This is a genomic window from Achromobacter mucicolens (assembly GCF_029866465.1).
Taxonomy (GTDB): domain Bacteria; phylum Pseudomonadota; class Gammaproteobacteria; order Burkholderiales; family Burkholderiaceae_B; genus Achromobacter; species Achromobacter mucicolens.
In genome coordinates, this window is record NZ_CP123364.1 from 3,436,397 (window position 1) to 3,453,786 (window position 17,390).

The window sequence follows — 17,390 nt, forward strand, 5'->3', positions numbered from 1 at the left end:
CTTCGCCGGATGCCTGCATGCGGGCATCCCGCAGCGGGTGCGCAGCCGCCTTGGCTGCGCGCCCGGCCCGCAAGGTCCCCGCTTGAATCAAGTAGCATGAAACCTTCGCCACCCAACCGTACGACAACATGACCACCAAGCAACGCATCATCCAGGTCGGCTCGCTGGCCGGCTCCCCTTCCGCCAACCAGCGCCTGGCCGATGGCTATGACGTCATCGAATTGTGGAAGTACCCGGACCGCAAGGCTGCGCTGGCCGAGCACGGCAAGGGCATCACCGCCGTCGTCACGTCCGCCAATTTCGGCGCCAACGCCGAGCTCATCAACGCGCTGCCGGACCTGAAGGCCATCTGCAGCTGGGGCGTGGGCTACGAGACGATCGACGTCGAGGCCGCGCGCAAGCGTGGCGTGCTGGTCAGCAATACGCCCGACGTGCTGACCGATTGCGTGGCAGACCTTGCCTGGGGCCTGCTCATCGCAGGCGCCCGCCGCATGGGACAAGGCGAACGCTTCGTGCGCGCCGGCCAATGGGGCCAGGTGCACGGCAGCATCCCCCTGGGCCTGCGTGTCAGCGGCAAAAAACTGGGCATCGTCGGCCTGGGCCGCATCGGCGAAGCGATCGCCAAGCGCGGCACGGGCTTTGACATGGACGTGCGGTATCACAACCGCAGAAAGCGCGACGACGTGGCCTACGGCTACGAAGCGTCGCTGACGGACCTGGCCAAGTGGGCCGATTTCCTGATCGTGGCCACCGTGGGCGGTCCCAGCACGCGCCACCTTGTGAATCGCGACGTGCTGGAAGCACTGGGCCCGAAGGGCATCATCGTCAACATCGCGCGCGGCCCGGTCATCGACGAAACCGCGCTGGTCGCGGCCCTGGAAGACGGCAAGCTGGGCTGCGCGGCGCTCGACGTCTTCGAGCACGAACCCAAGGTGCCCGAAGCGCTGATGAAGAGCGACAAGGCCGTGCTGCTACCGCACATCGGCAGCGCCACCGAGGAAACGCGCCTGGCCATGGAAAACATGATGCTGGAAAACCTGCAGTCGTTCTTTGAAACCGGCCGCGTGATCACGCCGGTGGAATAACCGGCTTTGTTCGTCCGGGCCGCCTGCGCGGCGCCCAGCCGGGCCTCAGACACAAAAAAGCCTCTCGGCGCCCATACCGAGAGGCTTTCGACTTTCCGGCCCCCGCGTGTCCGGTCAGTCTTTGTCGCGCAAATGAACGTGGGCGTTGCCGCCCGGCGCGGTTACTTCGTCGGCGTCGTGGCGCCAGACTTGTGCGTGTTTGCTGCGCCTGCCGAATGCTTGGCGGACGACTTGTCAGCCTTGTGATGCTTGTGATGCGCCTGGGTCTTGGTGTCGCCGGTCTTGCTGGCGCCGGCCGCAAACGCCGACGGTGCGGCGGCGAGGCCCAGGCACAGGGCCGAGGTGGAAAGAAACGCAGCAATGCGGGAGTGAGTCGTCATTTGTGGTACTCCTGGTTGGTGAAGGCCGAAGGCCTTTTGCCGTTACGGGGCGGCACGATGCCGCAAGTCCCGTATGCGGTTTGAAGCCTGCCCCTTCAGAAGGTTCAACGAAGAACCACAATTTTTCCGTCACTCAAGAATTGTTGCTATCCCTCGAACGCCAGCAACGCCACGGTGGCGAACAGCATCAGCGCGAAGCAGGCTCTCAGCTTGCGTTCAGGAAGCCGGTAGGCTAGCCGCACGCCAATGGGCACGAAGATCAGGCTGCCGATGGCTAGCGGCGCGCCGACCATCCAGTTCGCCTGTCCCGCCCACGTGTAGGTGATGAGCGCGATCGTGGAACCCGGGATCACCATGCTGAGCGCAAGCGCCTGTGCGGTGGTCTGCGGCAGGCGAAAGACCGTGGTGATGATGGGCACGGCCAGCACGGCGCCGCCGACGCCAAAGAATCCGCCCAGCGTTCCGCACAGGATGCCCAGCACACTTGCGCGGCGCGGCGTGAAGACCGGCGCGGGGCGCTTTGGCGGTGGCGCGCGGCGCGCCGCCGGACGCGAGGCGCGCCAGGTCTGCCAGACGTAGAACAGTGCGATGAAGAACAGGAACACCGCGAAGCTCTGGCGCAGCAAGGTCGAGTCGATGCCCAGCGCCATCCGCGCGCCCACCCACGTGAACACCACGGCGCCCGCCGCGCCCGCCAGCGCGACGCGCTTGTCGATGCGGGTCTGCTGGTTGTACTTGCGCACTGCCATCATGATGGTCGGCAACACCATGATGAGCGCCGTGCCCTGCGCAAGCTGTTGGGACATTCCCATCAGGAGGACGAGGACAGGAATGGCGATCAGTCCGCCCCCGATGCCCAGCACGCCGCCCATGAAACCGATCAGGCCGCCGGCTGCCAGGCAGGCGGCGATGACGAACAGACTCACGTGTTGCTCCAACAGACGTCGCGACGCATCAACGCAGCTTTTCCAGTGCCGCGTCCAGGCGATCGACCGCCCAGATCTCCAGGCCCTCGATGGGCTGGCGCGGCGCGTTGGCCTTGGGAATGAGCGCCACCGAGAAACCCAGTTTGGCGGCTTCGCGCAGACGTTCCTGGCCGCGCGGGGCGGGCCGGATCTCGCCGGCCAGGCCCACCTCGCCGAATGCGATCAACCCGCGCGGCAGCGGCCGGTCGCGCAGCGACGACATGATGGCCAGCAGCACCGGCAGGTCGGCCGCGGGTTCGGTAATGCGCACGCCGCCGACCGCGTTGACAAAAACGTCCTGGTCAAAGGTCGACACGCCCGCGTGCCGGTGCAGCACGGCCAGCAGCATGGCAAGACGGTTGCCTTCCAGGCCGACCGTCAGACGGCGCGGATTGGGTGCGTGGGAACTGTCGACCAGCGCCTGGATTTCAACGAGGAGCGGACGCGTGCCTTCCTGCGTGGCCATGACGCACGAACCGGCGACCTGCTGCTCGTGCTGCGACAGGAAGAGCGCGGAAGGATTCGCCACGCCGCGCAGGCCGCGGTCGGTCATGGCGAACACACCCAGCTCATTGACGGCGCCAAAGCGGTTCTTGAAGGCACGCACGAGGCGGAACGACGAATGCGTGTCGCCCTCGAAATACAGCACGGTATCCACGATGTGCTCGAGCACGCGCGGTCCGGCCAGCGCGCCGTCCTTGGTGACGTGGCCGATCATGACGATGGCGATGCCGGTTTGCTTGGCCAGCCGCGTGAGCTGCGCGGCGCATTCACGCACCTGCGACACCGATCCCGGCGCCGCAGTGAGTTCGCCGCTATAGAGCGTCTGGATGGAGTCGATGACGGCGACGGTGGGCTTTTGTTCCGACACCGCGGCCTGGATGGCTTCGAGGCGGATTTCGGCCAGCAGATTGACGTTGCCGGTCTGCAGGCCCAGCCGGCGCGCGCGCAATGCGACCTGTTCGGCGGACTCTTCGCCCGTCACGTACAGCACGTTGGTGGTTTCGGACAGCGAGGCCAGCGCCTGCAAGAGCAGCGTTGACTTGCCGATGCCGGGATCGCCGCCGATCAGCACCACGGCGCCGGCCACCAGGCCGCCGCCAAGCACGCGGTCGAATTCGTCCAGGCCGGTGGGCTGGCGTGGCGTTTCGCGGGCCTCGATCTCGGACAGGCTGCGCACCGGGCTGGACGAGGCCAGCGGCGCATAACGATGTGCGGCCGCCGCGGGCGCGGACGACTCCACCGTTTCTTCAAGCGTGTTCCAGGCATTGCAATGCGGGCATTTGCCCTGCCACTTCGGGGTGGTGCCGCCACAGTCGGCGCACACATATACGGTTCGGGTTTTAGCCATGCGCGAAAGTGTACCCGGCAACTTGCCGGCGTCGCGCGAGGACGAGGACCCGCTTGTCACGCGCCGCCACGTCCCGCGTAGGCCATTTCTTTCAGACAGCTTTCACAAAAAGGGACGTACAGCAGTTACATGATGCAAACACAAGAAATTTACTGCCCGATCCGTTTCAAATCGCGCATAATCGCCAAGTGCAGCGCATATTGTCGAACCGTCCAGATCGGACGGCATACGGCACGACGGACGTCCTTTGCGACGCACTTCGTGGCGAATCGCGGCGCAATCACCCGCAGCCTCCCCGGAGGCCGCTCAAACCGGAACAGGACCCCAGCACGACTAGACGCCGGATCACCGGCGCGGCGCACGCAAAGGTCAAACGCGGATACGTCGTGCCACCCGGCGTATATGCGAGGAGTACGCGCATGAGCATTACCTATCGCCCCCCTTTTGACGAAGACGATGAACGGGATCTGCGCGCCCTGTACCGCAAGCCGGGTCCCGGCGCCAATCCGGAACTGGATGCAGCGGTGCGCCGCAGATGGCACCCTGGCCATAGCTGGCACCCCGGTTGGGGCGCAGCCGCTTGCGCCGTGATGGTGGCAGGGCTTTTCGCCTGGACCGACATGCGCGAAGCCATCGACGACACCGAACCCCAAATGCAACTGGTTGCCGTGCAGGCAAACGAGGCAACCCCGGAGGCCGCCTCGACGCCGGCCACACCAGCCAGCGACGCGCCGCCCCTGCGCCGCGTCGTCGCCTTGCAGCAAGAACCGGCGGTTCCCGCCCAACCGGCCACGGCGCAGCCTGCTGTGGCCGTCGTTGCGGCCGCGCCCGCCCCGGCAGCGGCTGAAACGGCGGCAGCCGAGACTGCGGCCCAGGAAGCGGCGCCGGCCGCTGCCCAGGAAGCCCCCGCGGAATCGCAACAGGTCGTCGCCTTCACCGAGCAGGACATCGAGGCCCGGGTGGCCCAGATTCGGGGCCTGATCGTGGACGACCGCGAAGAAGACGCCGTTCACGCATTGCGCGAGTTGCAGCGCGGCGCGCCGGATTTCACCCTGCCGGACGACCTGCAGGAGCTGTCCCGCCAGAACCCGGCGTGACCCACCGGGCCGGCCCCTGCGCCGGCCCGCCCCCGCGCCGGCGCGGGCCACCCACAGGCCCGAAGAATTGAGCAATTTTTGGGCGGCTTCTTGCTAACATAGCCGCCATGAGTCCGAGCTTCCACCACCGCAATCTTCCCCATTTGCTGCTCTATGCGCGCGAAACGCTGATGGCGCATTTCCGTCCCGTGCTGCACGCGGCGGGCGTCACCGAACAGCAATGGCGGGTGTTGCGCACGCTGAGCGAGGTGGGCTCGCTGGAACCCAACCAGATCGCCCGCGCCTGTCAGATCCTGAGCCCCAGCCTGACGCGCATGCTGGCCGGCATGGAAGAGCAAGGACTCATCAAGCGCACGCGCTCCAGCGCCGACCAGCGCCGTCAGGAAATCTCCCTGACCGTCAAAAGCAACAAGCTCATCGACCGCATGCGTCCCATGGTTGACGCCAAGTACCAGGAAATCGAAGAAAGGATCGGCAAGGAATTGCTCGATCGCCTGTACCGCGACGTGGACGCGATGGTCGATCTCATCAAGCGCGACGGCCCCACGCGCGATGCCGGCACGCCCTGACGCCGTTCCCCCTTCCCTCTTAGACAATCCGACGTCCATGGACCTCCTGACGAATTCGTTCAAGCAAGCCCTGCGCGACCGCAAACCTCAGATCGGCCTGTGGGCCGGCCTGGCCAGCGCGTACACCTCGGAAATTCTTGCGGGCGCCGGCTTCGACTGGCTGCTGATCGACGGCGAACACGCGCCCAACACGCTGGACTCCACCTTGGCCCAACTGCAATCCGTGGCGGCCTACCCGGTGGCGCCCGTGGTGCGCCCGGCCTGGAACGACCCGGTCCAGATCAAGCAGATCCTGGACACCGGCGCGCAGACGGTGCTGGTCCCCATGATCCAGTCGGCCGAGGAAGCCGCCGACGCGGTGGCCGCCGTGCGCTATCCGCCGCAAGGCATTCGCGGCGTGGGCAGCGCGCTGGCGCGCGCGTCGCGCTGGAACCGCATCCCGAACTACCTTGAACGCGCCAACGACGAAATGTGCGTGCTGGTGCAGATCGAAACGCCCGCCGGCATCGAGGCCCTGGATGCGATCCTTGCCGTGGACGGCGTGGATGGCGTCTTCATCGGACCTGCCGATCTGTCGGCCAGCATGGGATATCTGGGCCAGCCGGAGCATCCGGTGGTCGAAAAGACCATCGATGACGCGATTGCGCGCATCGTGCAGTCCGGCAAGGCCGCGGGCATCCTGCACAGCGGGGTGGCGCAGGCCAAGCATTATCTGTCCTTGGGCGCCACCTTCGTGGCGGTGGGCGTGGACGCAGTGCTGCTGGCACGCGCGGCCGAAGCGCTGGCGGGCGAGTTCAAGGAAGCGGCGGCAGTGGCCGCGGGCAAGGGTCCGTACTGACGCGCGCGGCGGCGCGTCCACCACAACCAGACGCCGGTCACGCTCAGCACCAAGGTAACGACGCCGACCAGCGCGACCGCCAACTGCAAGGGCCAGCCCCAAAGCGCCGCCATGTGCAGGCTGGTCAACCAATGCTTGACCGTGTCGCCCGCTGCCCGACCCGTTGGCAGATGGCTGCCCGCCAGCTGTCCGTCCGCGGCACTGAACACCACTGACGTGGCCCCGCTGCGGGTGCGCAGATCGCGGCTGCTGCGCACACTGTAGCGATAGAGATTGCGGCGCGCATCCAGCGCCAACCAATGTTCGCCAAGCACGGCAAACCCCTCTCGGGCGACCAGCTGCGCCATCAGTTGCCGGCCGGCATCGCGCGCCTGCACGGGCGGCATCGGATCGCCGGCCGTGCCGGATGCGCCGCGCCGCGGATCGGGCTGATAGCTCAAACCGGCGCGCATCACCGGATCGTAGACCGCCGGCAGGTTGAGCGCGACGCTGCTCCACGCCATCACCGTCAAGGCCGCCCACAGCCACAACCCGCCGGCGCGGTGCAGATCGAAATTGCGTTTGTGCGGACCGCCCTGCCAACGGATGCGCCAGGCCGGCGCCCAACGCTGCCACAGGGACGAGGACATGGCCGGCTTGCGCGAGCGGTTTCGAGGCGGCAGCGTGAGCCAGGCGCCGACAAATCCATCGAGCGTCCAGGCCAATGCGACGATGCCGAGCAACAGTTCGCCGATGCCCTCGAACAGCAACGCCGTATGGATGCGATGCAAGAACGGCATCAGATTGCGCAGCCCTTCGCGCAGATCGCCCCAGCGGCGTTGGCCCAGAATGGCGCCATCGTACGGGTCGACAAATACCTCGTGCAACACGGGTCCTGCGGCGCCGTCCTCATGCAGCCAGACCGGGAACGCCACGCTGCGTCCGGCCTGTCCGCCAAGCGGCGTGGCGGGCATCGCCGCCCCCGGCACAAAGCGGGCCACGCGCTCGCGCAGCGTCAGGGCGTCAAGCCGCGCGTCGTCGGCCGTTGGCGGCGACACGCGGTGCAGCGCGGGGGCCGCGGCGGCGTCCAGCGCTTCATACCACGCGAGCGGAATGCCAGTCAGGGCCACCAGGCCGAGAAAGCCCGCCAGCACCAGGCCGGTCCAGCGATGCAGACGCAGCAGCGCCGCGCGCACGGTCACCAGCGGTAGCTCACCGTGCCGATGATGCGGCGCGGCTCGCCGTAGTTGCAGAGGCCGTTGTAGCAAATGGACGGGATGTAGGTCTTGTCCATCAGGTTGGTGACGTTCAGCGCATACAGCCACGGACCGCTTTCATAACTGACGCGCGCATCAATCAGGGTGTAGCCCGCGCCCCCGAGCGAACCGCTGGACGGCCGGTCTGGGCGCGCCGACACATAGCGCACGCCCGCGCCGGCCTTCAAACCCATCAACACCCATTCCGACAGGTTCACGTCGGTCCACACGGACGCGGCATGCCGGGGCGTGTTGAAGCGCTCGCCCTCCTCGCCCGGCAGGTTGCTCTGGACCACGCGGGCGTCGGTGTAGGTGTAGGCGGCAATCACATCGACCTGCGGCGTGACGCGGGCTCGCGCCTCGAGCTCCAGGCCGCGAGAGCGCACCTTGCCGGTCTGCACCAGAAAGGTCGGATCGACCGGATCCGGCGTGAGCACGTTCTTGCGCTCCAGGTTGAAGAGCGCGGCGCTCAGCATCACGTCTTCACCCGCGGGCTGGTATCGGATGCCGACTTCGTACTGCGTCCCGCGGCTGGGCTCGAAGCTGCCGTCGTTGCGATCGCGGCCGCTGGTGGGTTCGAACGACTGGCTGAAACTGGCATACGGCGCCAGGCCGTTGTCGGCCAGGTACACGACACCCGCGCGGCCCGTGAATGCCGAGTCCTTGTCGTTCGAATTGGTGGACGGCGCATGCAGGGCGCGATTCTCCGCGCGCACGTTGTCATGCCGCCCGCCCAGCAGCACCACGACCTTGTCCGCAATCTTGATCTGATCTTGCAGGTAGATGCCAAGGCGATGCTCGGTGTTGCGGCGCTGCTGCCAAGGCAAGGCCACGACGTCGCCGGGCAGGTACACCGGATCGAAAACATCGATGGGCGGCAGATTGCCGCGCAGGCGGTCGCTGTTGTAGGTCGAACGCGTGTAGTCGAAGCCTGCAAGAAACGTCTGCGTGACGGGGCCGGTCTCGAAGCGCTTCTCGATGTTGGTGTCGATCGTCTGCACCGTGGTGCGGTCGTTAAAGCCGCGTGCGGAGCGGGCCACCCGGCGCTGCGTCGCCGCATCCACGTCGCCCTGCAACAGGACATAGCGCATGTTGAGGTCTGCGTCGTAATAGCGCATCGACTGGCGGAACTTCAACGTGTCGTCGAACGCGTGCTCGATCAGCACGGCCAGCGAGGTCGATTCGATATCGAATCGATTGTGGTTGGGCTCGCCCAGAAAGCGCGACCGCGGGATCTGGCCGTTCGGGTTGGTCCAGAGCGAACCGGTGACCGGCACTTCCGGCGGATTGAACGTCTTGCTGCGCTGATAGTTGGCCAGGAGCGTGACCGAAGTGGCCGCCGTCGGACGCCACGTCAGGGCGGGCGCGAAGTAGGTGCGATCATCGGAGCCGTAATCGACGAACTGCTTGCTTTCGCGGAACAGGCCGGTCAGACGATAGGACCACACGCCAGCCTCATCGATGGGGCCGCCGATGTCCGCGGAAATCTGCCGGCGGTCGAAGCTGCCGCCGTCCACATTGATTTCACCCATCGATTCGCCGGGCGGGCGCTTGGTCACGGTGTTGACGATGCCGCCCGGCGCCGCGGCGCCGTACAGCACCGATGACGGGCCCCGCAACACCTCCACGCGTTCCAGGCCGTACGGCTCCTGCTTGCCGTTGTACTGATTGATCATGTAGCGCATGCCGTCGCGGTAGTAGCTGCCGGTCTGCGGGTTGGCCTCGAAGCCGCGGATGAACATCGTGTCTTCGAACACCGAGCTCTTGGCGACGAGGCCGGGCATGATGCCGGGGGTGTAGCCCAGCGCCTCTTGCAGGCTCTGCGCCTTTTGATCACTGATCTGCGCTGCGCTCACCACGGAAATCGATTGCGGCGTTTCGATGATCGGCGTGTCGGTCTTGGTGGCCGTCGCGCTGCGCGTGGCCGCGATGCCCAGCACCGGGCCGTCCGGGCGTTCGATCTGGGCGGTGACCGCAATGGGTTCCAGCAAGGTCACGTCCTGGCGCCCCTGCCGCAGCACAAAACCGCCGTCGGGCAGGCGTTCGGCCACGAGACCCGTGCCGGTCAGCAGCGCCGCCATGCCGGCTTCGGGCGAATAGCGGCCGCGCACGCCGGGGCTATGGCGGCCGGCGCTCAGGTCGCCGTGGCCGCTGACGAACAGACCGGCTTCGGCCGAGTACAGATTGAGCACCTGGCTCAATGGGCCGGGTGGAATGTCGAACTGGCGGACCTGGGTTTCGGCCGCCTGCGCGTGGACAGCGCTGACGGGCGCCGCGACGCCCAGCGCCACGCCGATCGCCAGCGCCAGCGGAAGGATGCGCGCACGGCGGATCGGACGGAGGGGAAAAACAATCAGGGGGTTGGTCATGCCACGAATCCGCGATATGGGTGTTGAATTGCCCATAGGCCGGATGAGCGCGGCAAAAGCGGCAAACTAATTTGTAACGGCGGGATCTCAGCGTGGCTGCAGGGTCGTCCACCACGGCATCGGCTGACTGATCCGCAGCGGCAAGGCCTCGCTCAGCAGGCGCAGCGCGCGATCGCTGTCATGCAGAGGGAACGTGCCCGTCACGCGCAGCGCGGCCACGTCGTCGGCGCAGCCCAGATGCCCGCGGCGGTATCGCGCCAGTTCCGCCACGACCTGCGCCAGCGGTGCCTCCTCGAATTGCACGATGCCGCGCGTCCAGTTGTGGTCGGCGGCTCGCAGCGCCGCGGGCGCCTCGATGCCTTGCGCGCCGCCACGCATGCGCATGCCGGCGTCGACCCGATAGCCCGCCGGCGGCGCGCCCGTGAAATGCGCCTGCACCGCGCCCTCCAGCACCGCCAGCGTGGTTTCTCCATCGAGGCTGCGCACGTTGAACCGCGTGCCCAGCGCCTGCATCCGGCCTTCAGGTGTGTCCACCACGAAGGTGCGCCCCGGGTCGGCCGCGGTGGCGATCATGATCTCGCCGCGCAGCAGCACCAGGCGGCGCTGGTCGCGGGTGTAGTCCACCTTCACCGCGGTATCGGTATTGAGCCGGACTCGGGTGCCATCGGCAAGCTGGGCCTCGTGCGAGCCACCCACCGGCGTGACCAGGTCCGCTTGCCAGGCCGCCCAGGTGCGGCGCCCCACCGGCGACTGCGCGGCGCCCAGGCCCAGCAGTCCTGCCGCGCCCGCGATCAGCGCAACCGTCAGCAGCCGGCGGCGCTCACGCCGGCCCTGCGCCGCGGCGTTCAGGCTGGCGACGCTGGCCTCCCGGCCCATCGGCTGCGCGATCAACGCATCGAATTGCGCGCCCACGTCCTCAACGCGCTGCCACGCCCGGCGATGCGCCGTATCGGCGTCCAGCCAGGCCTGCCAGCGCGCGCGATCCGCCGCGCTGGCCGCGCCCGAGGTGAGCAGCGCGTACCAACGCGCGGCCGCTTCCAGGATGCGTGAGTCGACGGCGGCGGCGCTCATCGGCTACTCGCCGTGCCGCGGCACAAGCCGTCCGGCTGCAGGTCGGTGTCGAGCAGAAAGCACAGCATGGCCTGTGCAATGTCGTTGCGGACGGTCCGTTCGGACACCCGCAATTGCGCCGCGATCGCCTCGTGCGTCATGCCGTGGATGCGATGCATCAGGAAGGCTGCGCGCGCGCGCACGCCCAGGCGATGAAGCTTGCGATCGATCTCGACCAGCGCCTGGAGCGCCTGGACCTGCACTTCGGGGGATGGGTGGGTGACTTCAGGACGCGCCGCCAGGGTCTCGGCCCATGCGTGCTCGATGTCGCGGCGGCGCCAGAAATCGACCAGCAGGCCGCGCGCGATGGTGGTCAGGAATGCGCGCGGCTCGCGCACGTCGGCCAGCGCCTGCCGCCGCACCATCAAGGTCACGAAGGTGTCTTGCGTCAGGTCGGCGGCCTGATGATTGTCCTGAAGACGGCGATTCAGCCATTTCTGCAACCAGCCGCAGTGCGCGGTGTACAGGGCGGAAAGCGATGCGGCAACTGCGTGCTCTCGGTCCGACACGGCGAGCATCCAAAATGGAAATGATAGTTATTATTATACAAACAATGGCGGGTCCGGTTGGACAGGTTCCCCTGCCCGGCGGGACGCGCGCGCGAAACGTTCGCAAGCACCGCCGGCCAAAAAAAACGCACCCGAAGGTGCGTTGTTCATGCGGGCAGCGCCGGGATTCATGAACGCCCGGCCAGGCTGCCGCCGCCGTCCACGCCCAGGACCTGGCCGGTAATGAAGCCGGCGTCGTCCGACAGCAGGAAGGCAATTGCTGCCGCCACTTCGGCCGGCGTGCCCAGCCGCTTCATGGGCACCGATGCCAGCGCCCGCTTTTCGTTGTCGCTGCCGGCGGGCCGGGTGGCGCGGAACATTTCGGTTTCGATGGGGCCCGGCGCCACGGCATTGGCGGTGATGCCGTATTCGGCCAGTTCCAGCGCCCAGGTGCGCGTGCAGCCCACCAGCGCGCTCTTGGCGGCGGAATAGGCGGTGCGGTCCAGTGCGCCGTGGATGGAACGGCTGACCACGTTGACGATGCGCCCGGCGCGGCGGGCCTTCATGGATTCGATGAACGCCTGCGTCACCTGCACCGCCACGCGCACGTTCAAGTCCAGCACGTTGTACAGCGTGGCCAGGTCGATTTCGCCCAGGGGCTGCGGCGACACGATGCCCACATTGTTGACGACGGCGTCGACCGGGAATTTTTCGCGGATTTCGCGCAGGACTTCTTCGGTACGGCCGGCGTCGGCCAGATCACAGGCGTACAGGTACCCCGGAAAATCGACGTCGGCCGTGTTGCGCGCGATGCCCACCACATGACAGCCCATGTCGGACAACCGCTGAGTAAGCGCCCAGCCTATGCCTTTGGTGGCGCCCGTAATGAGCACACATTTGTCCTTCATGGGATGAAACCTCGCAGTCTGTTTTCTTGGTCAAAAACGGGCCCCTGAGCGCCCGGTTTTCAAAGTAGACACCATCCGGCGTCGTGTGTCTTGTAATTTGCGTAGCAATTCTTGCCCACCGGACGCGTCAGGCATCCCGGGTGACCGGGACCCGCGGGGCCAGGGCGCAGAGCAATTCGTAGCCGATGGTGCCGGCCGCGCTGGCGACCTCATCCACCGAGGGGCCGTCTTCGCCCCATAGGCAAACCGGCGAGCCAACGCCTGCGGACGGCACGGGCCCCAGGTCCACGACCAGCATGTCCATCGACACCCGGCCCAGCAATTGGGTACGGATGCCGGCGACCACGACCGGCGTGCCGGTGGAGGCGTGACGGGGGTAGCCGTCAGCGTAGCCGCAGGCCACGATGCCAATGCGCATGGCGCGTTCCGCGCGGAACAAGGCGCCATAGCCCACCGAGTCCCCGGCCTTGATTTCCTGGACGGCGATGATTTCCGAATTGAGCGACATGGCGGGCTTGAGCCCGAACGACGCGGCTTCGGCGTCCGCAAACGGCGACGCGCCGTAGAGGCAGATGCCCGGGCGCACCCAGTGCGACTGGCTCTCGGAGCCGACGGCGATGTCGGCAAAGCGCAAGGCGGCGGCCGAGTTGCAGACGCTGATCGCGCCCGGCAGCTTATGTGTCACCGAATTGAAGACGCTGAGTTGTTCGTTCACGCCCTGCGGCCCGTCCGCGCAAGCGAAATGGGTCATCTTGCCGACCGAGCCCAGCGTGCCCTGCTGTTGAAGCAGCATGGCGCGCTCGAAGGCGGCGGGAAAGGCCGCCGGGGTGAAACCGAGGCGGTTCATGCCGCTGTTGAGCTTGAGCATGATGTCCACGCGGCGCGACAGGCGGGCGCGGGCCAGCATGTCGAGCTGATCGCGTTGATGGACGGTGGTGCTGAGGTGGTAGCGGTCGACGATGTCCAGGTCGGAGGGGTTGAAGAACCCTTCGAGCAGCAGGATCGGCCCGCCCCAGCCGGCCTCGCGGCAGCGCACGGCCTCTTCGAGGTCGAGCATGGCCAGGCCCTGCGCCTTGGAAAAGCCGGCCACCGCCTGTTCGATGCCGTGTCCGTAGGCGTTGGCCTTGATGACGGCCCAGATCGATGGCGGCACCCCGCCGGCAGCGGCGGCGGTCTGGTCCAGGTGGCGGCGCACGGCGTCAAGGTTGTGCGCAAGGGCAGAAACGGAAACGGTAGCGGAGATTGGGCGCGGCATGGTGTGAGATCCTGTGGCGTCCAAGTCTAACTGATCCGGCGCCCCCGTCGGCAGGCGGTCAGATCAAGCGCGGGCGACTACTCTAAAATGAGACCGTTTTCCGCTTTGCGCCGTCTTTGCAGACCTGGTCTGTTCACAGGCTACTTTCCATGTCCATCGATCACTACGAGAATTTTCCCGTTGCCTCGCTGCTGCTGCCGCGCAGGCTTCGCGGCGCCGTGACCGATATCTACCGGTTCGCCCGCGCCGCGGACGACATTGCCGACGAAGGCAGCGCGACCGACGAGGAGCGCCTGGCCCAACTGGCCGCGTTCCGCACCGAGTTGCACCGCATCGGCGCCGAACCCGGCACGCCCCCGGCGCCCGGCCTGCCGCCCCTGTCCGACATCTTCGCGCCGCTGGCGCAGACGATCGCCCGGCACCAGTTGCCGATCACGCCCTTCTACGACCTGCTGTCCGCCTTCGAGCAGGACCTCACCGTCAAGCGCTACGAAGACTACCCTGCCCTCATGGACTACTGCAGCCGCTCGGCCAATCCGGTCGGGCGCCTGATGCTGCACCTTTTTGAAGCCAGCACGCCGCAGAACATCACCGAGTCCGACGCCATCTGCACGGGCCTGCAGCAGGTGAACTTCTGGCAGGACGTGCGGGTGGACTGGCACAAGCACCGCGTCTATCTGCCACAGGAAGACCTGCGCCGCCACGGCGTCTCGGACGAAGACCTGGCCGCCTGCCGCCTTACGCCCGCCTGGCGCGAGCTGATGGCCTTCCAGGTCGAACGCACGCGGGCGCTGCTACACTTCGGCGCTCCGCTGGCGCGCCGCCTGCCCGGCCGCATCGGCCTGGAGCTGCGCCTGGTGGTGCAAGGCGGGCTGCGCGTCCTGGAGCGGATCGAGGCGAGCGGCTACGATGTTTTCATGAATCGCCCCGAATTGGGCGCCAAAGACTGGGCCATCATGTTGTGGCGCTCCATCAAGTAACAGGCCGTGCCTAATGACCCCTGACGAGTATTGCCAGGAAAAAGCCGCCAAAAGCGGTTCCAGCTTCTACTATTCCTTCCTGTTCCTGCCTCCCGAGCGCCGGCGCGCCATCACGGCCCTGTACGCGTACTGCCGCGAAGTGGACGACGTGGTCGACGAATGCACCGATCCGTCGCTGGCGCGCATCAAGCTCGCGTGGTGGCGCACGCAGGTCGACCAGATGTTCGACGGCAAGCCCGATCACCCCGTGACGCGCGCACTTCAGCCGCATCTGGAGACCTGTTCGATCACCCGCGCCCGCCTGCTGGCCGTGATCGACGGCATGGAAATGGACCTGGACCAGACCCGCTACCTGGACTGGCCCGGCCTGCGCAAGTATTGCTGGCATGCCGCCGGCGTGGTGGGCGAGCTGTCCGCCGGCGTGTTCGGCTATTCCGATCCCAAGACGCTGGTGTACGCCGAAAAGCTGGGCCTGGCGTTCCAGATGACCAACATCATCCGCGACGTGGGCGACGACGCGCGCCGCGGCCGCATCTATATCCCGGTCAACGACATGCAGCAGTTCGAGGTCAAGGCCTCGGACATCCTGAATGGCGAGTATTCCGACCGCTTCAGCGCGCTGATGAAGTTCCAGGCCGACCGCGCCCGCGAGCTGTACCGCGAGGCGATGAGCAACCTGCCCGAGGCGGACCGCCGCGCGCAGCGGCCCGGACTCATGATGGCCGCCATCTACCACGCGCTGCTCGACGAGATCGAGCGTGACAACTGGCAGGTGCTGCACCAGCGCATTTCGCTCACGCCCCTGCGCAAACTCTGGCTTGCCTGGAAAACCTGGGTGGGCGGCGGACGCGGCCTGGTCCGCCGGTTGGCGCGGTGAAGGCGGCAGTCATTGGCGCGGGCTGGGCCGGGCTGGCGGCCAGCGTCGCCCTGCGTGAAGCTGGCGCGAAAGTCACGGTGTTCGAGGCCGGGCACACCCCGGGCGGACGCGCGCGACGCGTCTTTCACGACGAATTCGATGCACCGCTGGACAACGGCCAGCACCTCTTGTGCGGCGCCTACAAGGAAACCCTGGCGCTGATGCGCCGCGTGGGCCGCAACCCGGACGCCCTGCTGATGCGGCGCCCCTTGCGGCTTGCCAGCCTGGATGGGCGCTTTAACCTGTCCGCACCTCGCATTCCGGCGCCGCTGAACATGGCCCTGGCCGTGCTGCGTGCGCGCGGCCTTTCGTGGGGCGACCGGTTTGCGATGCTGCGCCTGATGCGCGGCTTGAAGACCATGTCCTGGACGCCGCCGCGCGACTGGACGGTGCTGCACCTCTTGCACTATCACGCGCAGTCCGACGTGCTGATCCGGCAGGTATGGGAACCGCTATGCCTGGCCGCGCTGAACACACCGATCGCCAAGGCCAGCGCCGTGCTGTTCGCCCGGGTGCTGCGCGACAGCCTGGCCGGCGCGCGCGAGGACAGCGATCTGCTTCTGCCCTGCACCGACCTGTCGGCGCTGTGGCCGGACGCCGCCGCCCGCCAGGTCACCATGCGGTATGGCAGCACGGTGCGCCAGCTGCATCCGTCAGCCGATGGCATCGACATCAACCAGGAACGCTTTGACGCCGCCGTGCTGGCCGTGCCGCCCACCTTCGCCGCGCGGCTGCTGGACGGCCCGCTACGCAAGGCCGGCGCCCCCGGGCTGCTCGATGCGCTCAAGGCCTTCGACTACCTGCCCATCGCGACGCTGAACATCCGCCTGGCAAGCCCGTGGCGCTTGCCCGAGCCGATGATGATGCTGCGTGAGGACGCGGCCCGCGGTCATGCCGGCCAGTGGGTGTTCGACCGCGCCCAGCTTGCCGGCGATACCAAGGCCGGCGAACTGGCGCTCGTAGCCAGCGCCGCGGTCGGCATGGGCGAACGCAACCGGCGGCAGGTGATCGAAGCCCTGATCGACCAGGTGGCCGAACAGGCCGCCGCGCATCCGCTCAGGCTGCCGCCGATGCCGGACGTGTCGGCCGCCGAACTCTTCATTGAAAAGCGCGCGACGTTCGCCGCGGTGCCAGGACTTATCCGCCCGCTGAACTCCACGCCGTGGCCCACGCTGGCGCTGGCCGGCGACTGGACCGACACGGGCTACCCCGGGGTGCTGGAAGGCGCCGTGCGCAGCGGCTTGCTGGCTGCCCGCGTGCTCAACCCCCGCGCGGACTGAAAAGGCCGGACGAATCGCGCGTCGCCCTCGCCTTGAAAAGGCCGGTCAGCCGGCCTGCTAGTCGAACAGGTCGGCTTGGCGCGGGTCCGCCGGGGCCAATTCATGGCCGATCTGCGCGGCGACATCGCGCAGGATGTTCTGCGCAAGATTGAAGGCGGTATTGGCCGCCGGCACGCCTGCATAGATGGCGTTCTGCAGCAGCACTTCCTTGAGTTCGTCGGGTGTCAGGCGCGAGGCATCCTGCACCGTCAGCGCGGCGCGCACGTGCAGCTCGAATTCTTCCCATCGGCCCAGCGACAACGTCACCGCCAGCACCATCATGCGCCGCGCCTTGTGCGGCAGGCCGGGGCGGCTCCAGATGTCGTGCCACGCGTAGCGCGTGATCATGTTCTGGTAGTCGGCAGTGAACGTAGTGGCGCGATCGAGCGATCGCTGCACCCATTCATCGCCCAGCACGGCGCGGCGGTTCGCCAGGCCGCGTTCGAAATCGTCTTGCCGGCTCATCAGGTCAATCTCCATTCGGATCGGGGGCTGGCGCGTGCAAACGATGCCGCGCCCGCCCCC

The 17,390-nt window shown here is 67.2% G+C and carries 16 protein-coding genes and 1 pseudogene; 7 read left to right on the forward strand and 10 right to left on the reverse strand.

Annotated elements, in window-relative coordinates:
* Positions 1 to 128: 128 nt before the first annotated feature.
* The gene (locus QEP15_RS15645; RefSeq protein ID WP_217617508.1) at positions 129 to 1,085 is read left to right on the forward strand and encodes a 2-hydroxyacid dehydrogenase; all 957 of its coding nucleotides are present in this window, start codon (positions 129 to 131) and stop codon (positions 1,083 to 1,085) included.
* A 161-nt stretch (positions 1,086 to 1,246) separates the two neighbouring features.
* On the opposite strand, the gene QEP15_RS15650 is transcribed toward QEP15_RS15645, so the two are convergent.
* The 3 genes from QEP15_RS15650 to radA all read right to left on the reverse strand — a co-directional run bounded on the left by QEP15_RS15650 (position 1,247) and on the right by radA (position 3,781).
* Positions 1,247 to 1,465 carry a hypothetical protein gene (locus QEP15_RS15650; protein WP_056324221.1) on the reverse strand — a complete coding sequence of 73 codons (219 nt, stop codon included), beginning with the start codon at positions 1,463 to 1,465 and terminating at the stop codon, positions 1,247 to 1,249.
* A 146-nt stretch (positions 1,466 to 1,611) separates the two neighbouring features.
* Positions 1,612 to 2,391, reverse strand: coding sequence for a sulfite exporter TauE/SafE family protein (locus QEP15_RS15655; protein WP_280147675.1), 780 nt, complete (start codon positions 2,389 to 2,391; stop codon positions 1,612 to 1,614).
* Positions 2,392 to 2,419: 28 nt separating this feature from the next.
* The gene (gene radA / locus QEP15_RS15660; RefSeq protein WP_056324216.1) at positions 2,420 to 3,781 is read right to left on the reverse strand and encodes a DNA repair protein RadA; all 1,362 of its coding nucleotides are present in this window, start codon (positions 3,779 to 3,781) and stop codon (positions 2,420 to 2,422) included.
* A gap of 419 nt (positions 3,782 to 4,200) precedes the next feature.
* On the opposite strand from radA, the gene QEP15_RS15665 reads away from it, so the two are divergent.
* The 3 genes from QEP15_RS15665 to hpaI all read left to right on the forward strand — a co-directional run bounded on the left by QEP15_RS15665 (position 4,201) and on the right by hpaI (position 6,285).
* A complete protein-coding gene (locus tag QEP15_RS15665; protein WP_280147676.1) occupies positions 4,201 to 4,878 on the forward strand; it encodes a hypothetical protein in 678 nt (225 codons plus the stop codon).
* Between the two features lie 107 nt (positions 4,879 to 4,985).
* Complete coding sequence (gene hpaR / locus QEP15_RS15670; protein ID WP_056324211.1) at positions 4,986 to 5,447, forward strand: homoprotocatechuate degradation operon regulator HpaR; 462 nt, start codon at positions 4,986 to 4,988, stop codon at positions 5,445 to 5,447.
* A 37-nt stretch (positions 5,448 to 5,484) separates the two neighbouring features.
* Positions 5,485 to 6,285 (forward strand): 4-hydroxy-2-oxoheptanedioate aldolase, encoded by an 801-nt coding sequence (gene hpaI, locus QEP15_RS15675; RefSeq protein ID WP_152384817.1) that lies wholly within the window; start codon positions 5,485 to 5,487, stop codon positions 6,283 to 6,285.
* Between the two features lie 71 nt (positions 6,286 to 6,356).
* Here the strand turns inward: hpaI and QEP15_RS15680 are convergent.
* From QEP15_RS15680 to alr, 6 genes and pseudogenes are all read right to left on the reverse strand, one after another.
* A pseudogene (locus QEP15_RS15680) lies at positions 6,357 to 7,466 on the reverse strand (PepSY-associated TM helix domain-containing protein); the annotation flags it as partial.
* Positions 7,463 to 9,889, reverse strand: a complete 2,427-nt coding sequence (locus tag QEP15_RS15685; RefSeq protein WP_217617506.1) for a TonB-dependent siderophore receptor — start codon at positions 9,887 to 9,889, stop codon at positions 7,463 to 7,465. The gene QEP15_RS15685 and the pseudogene QEP15_RS15680, both read right to left, overlap by 4 nt.
* 87 nt (positions 9,890 to 9,976) lie before the next feature.
* Positions 9,977 to 10,960 carry a FecR domain-containing protein gene (locus tag QEP15_RS15690; RefSeq protein WP_217617505.1) on the reverse strand — a complete coding sequence of 328 codons (984 nt, stop codon included), beginning with the start codon at positions 10,958 to 10,960 and terminating at the stop codon, positions 9,977 to 9,979.
* On the reverse strand, positions 10,957 to 11,508 hold the full coding sequence (locus tag QEP15_RS15695; RefSeq protein ID WP_280147677.1) for a sigma-70 family RNA polymerase sigma factor: 552 nt from the start codon (positions 11,506 to 11,508) through the stop codon (positions 10,957 to 10,959). The genes QEP15_RS15690 and QEP15_RS15695 overlap by 4 nt, the downstream gene beginning before the upstream one ends.
* Positions 11,509 to 11,675: 167 nt before the next feature.
* A complete protein-coding gene (locus QEP15_RS15700; RefSeq protein WP_056324199.1) occupies positions 11,676 to 12,395 on the reverse strand; it encodes an SDR family oxidoreductase in 720 nt (239 codons plus the stop codon).
* A gap of 127 nt (positions 12,396 to 12,522) precedes the next feature.
* A complete protein-coding gene (gene alr, locus QEP15_RS15705; RefSeq protein WP_056324196.1) occupies positions 12,523 to 13,650 on the reverse strand; it encodes an alanine racemase in 1,128 nt (375 codons plus the stop codon).
* A gap of 149 nt (positions 13,651 to 13,799) precedes the next feature.
* On the opposite strand from alr, the gene hpnC reads away from it, so the two are divergent.
* From hpnC to hpnE, 3 genes are read left to right on the forward strand one after another with little or no spacing between them, the layout of a single operon-like run.
* Complete coding sequence (hpnC, locus tag QEP15_RS15710) at positions 13,800 to 14,630, forward strand: squalene synthase HpnC (RefSeq protein ID WP_142054634.1); 831 nt, start codon at positions 13,800 to 13,802, stop codon at positions 14,628 to 14,630.
* A 13-nt stretch (positions 14,631 to 14,643) separates the two neighbouring features.
* Positions 14,644 to 15,507, forward strand: a complete 864-nt coding sequence (gene hpnD / locus QEP15_RS15715) for a presqualene diphosphate synthase HpnD (protein WP_056324191.1) — start codon at positions 14,644 to 14,646, stop codon at positions 15,505 to 15,507.
* Positions 15,504 to 16,826, forward strand: a complete 1,323-nt coding sequence (gene hpnE, locus QEP15_RS15720; RefSeq protein ID WP_280147678.1) for a hydroxysqualene dehydroxylase HpnE — start codon at positions 15,504 to 15,506, stop codon at positions 16,824 to 16,826. Before hpnD ends, hpnE begins: the two co-directional genes overlap by 4 nt.
* A gap of 57 nt (positions 16,827 to 16,883) precedes the next feature.
* Here hpnE and QEP15_RS15725 read toward each other — a convergent pair whose 3' ends face one another.
* On the reverse strand, positions 16,884 to 17,330 hold the full coding sequence (locus tag QEP15_RS15725; protein ID WP_152384824.1) for a carboxymuconolactone decarboxylase family protein: 447 nt from the start codon (positions 17,328 to 17,330) through the stop codon (positions 16,884 to 16,886).
* Between the last annotated feature and the right edge of the window lie 60 nt (positions 17,331 to 17,390).

Excerpts from the sequence above, each read along its gene's own strand:
- QEP15_RS15645 (WP_217617508.1), top strand. The coding sequence starts at position 129 with ATGACCACCAAGCAACGCATCATCCAGGTCGGCTCGCTGGCCGGCTCC.
- QEP15_RS15650 (WP_056324221.1), bottom strand. The coding sequence starts at position 1,465 with ATGACGACTCACTCCCGCATTGCTGCGTTTCTTTCCACCTCGGCCCTG.
- radA (WP_056324216.1), bottom strand. The coding sequence starts at position 3,781 with ATGGCTAAAACCCGAACCGTATATGTGTGCGCCGACTGTGGCGGCACC.
- QEP15_RS15665 (WP_280147676.1), top strand. The coding sequence starts at position 4,201 with ATGAGCATTACCTATCGCCCCCCTTTTGACGAAGACGATGAACGGGAT.
- hpaR (WP_056324211.1), top strand. The coding sequence starts at position 4,986 with ATGAGTCCGAGCTTCCACCACCGCAATCTTCCCCATTTGCTGCTCTAT.
- hpaI (WP_152384817.1), top strand. The coding sequence starts at position 5,485 with ATGGACCTCCTGACGAATTCGTTCAAGCAAGCCCTGCGCGACCGCAAA.
- QEP15_RS15685 (WP_217617506.1), bottom strand. The coding sequence starts at position 9,889 with ATGACCAACCCCCTGATTGTTTTTCCCCTCCGTCCGATCCGCCGTGCG.
- QEP15_RS15690 (WP_217617505.1), bottom strand. The coding sequence starts at position 10,960 with ATGAGCGCCGCCGCCGTCGACTCACGCATCCTGGAAGCGGCCGCGCGT.
- QEP15_RS15700 (WP_056324199.1), bottom strand. The coding sequence starts at position 12,395 with ATGAAGGACAAATGTGTGCTCATTACGGGCGCCACCAAAGGCATAGGC.
- alr (WP_056324196.1), bottom strand. The coding sequence starts at position 13,650 with ATGCCGCGCCCAATCTCCGCTACCGTTTCCGTTTCTGCCCTTGCGCAC.
- hpnC (WP_142054634.1), top strand. The coding sequence starts at position 13,800 with ATGTCCATCGATCACTACGAGAATTTTCCCGTTGCCTCGCTGCTGCTG.
- hpnD (WP_056324191.1), top strand. The coding sequence starts at position 14,644 with ATGACCCCTGACGAGTATTGCCAGGAAAAAGCCGCCAAAAGCGGTTCC.
- QEP15_RS15725 (WP_152384824.1), bottom strand. The coding sequence starts at position 17,330 with ATGAGCCGGCAAGACGATTTCGAACGCGGCCTGGCGAACCGCCGCGCC.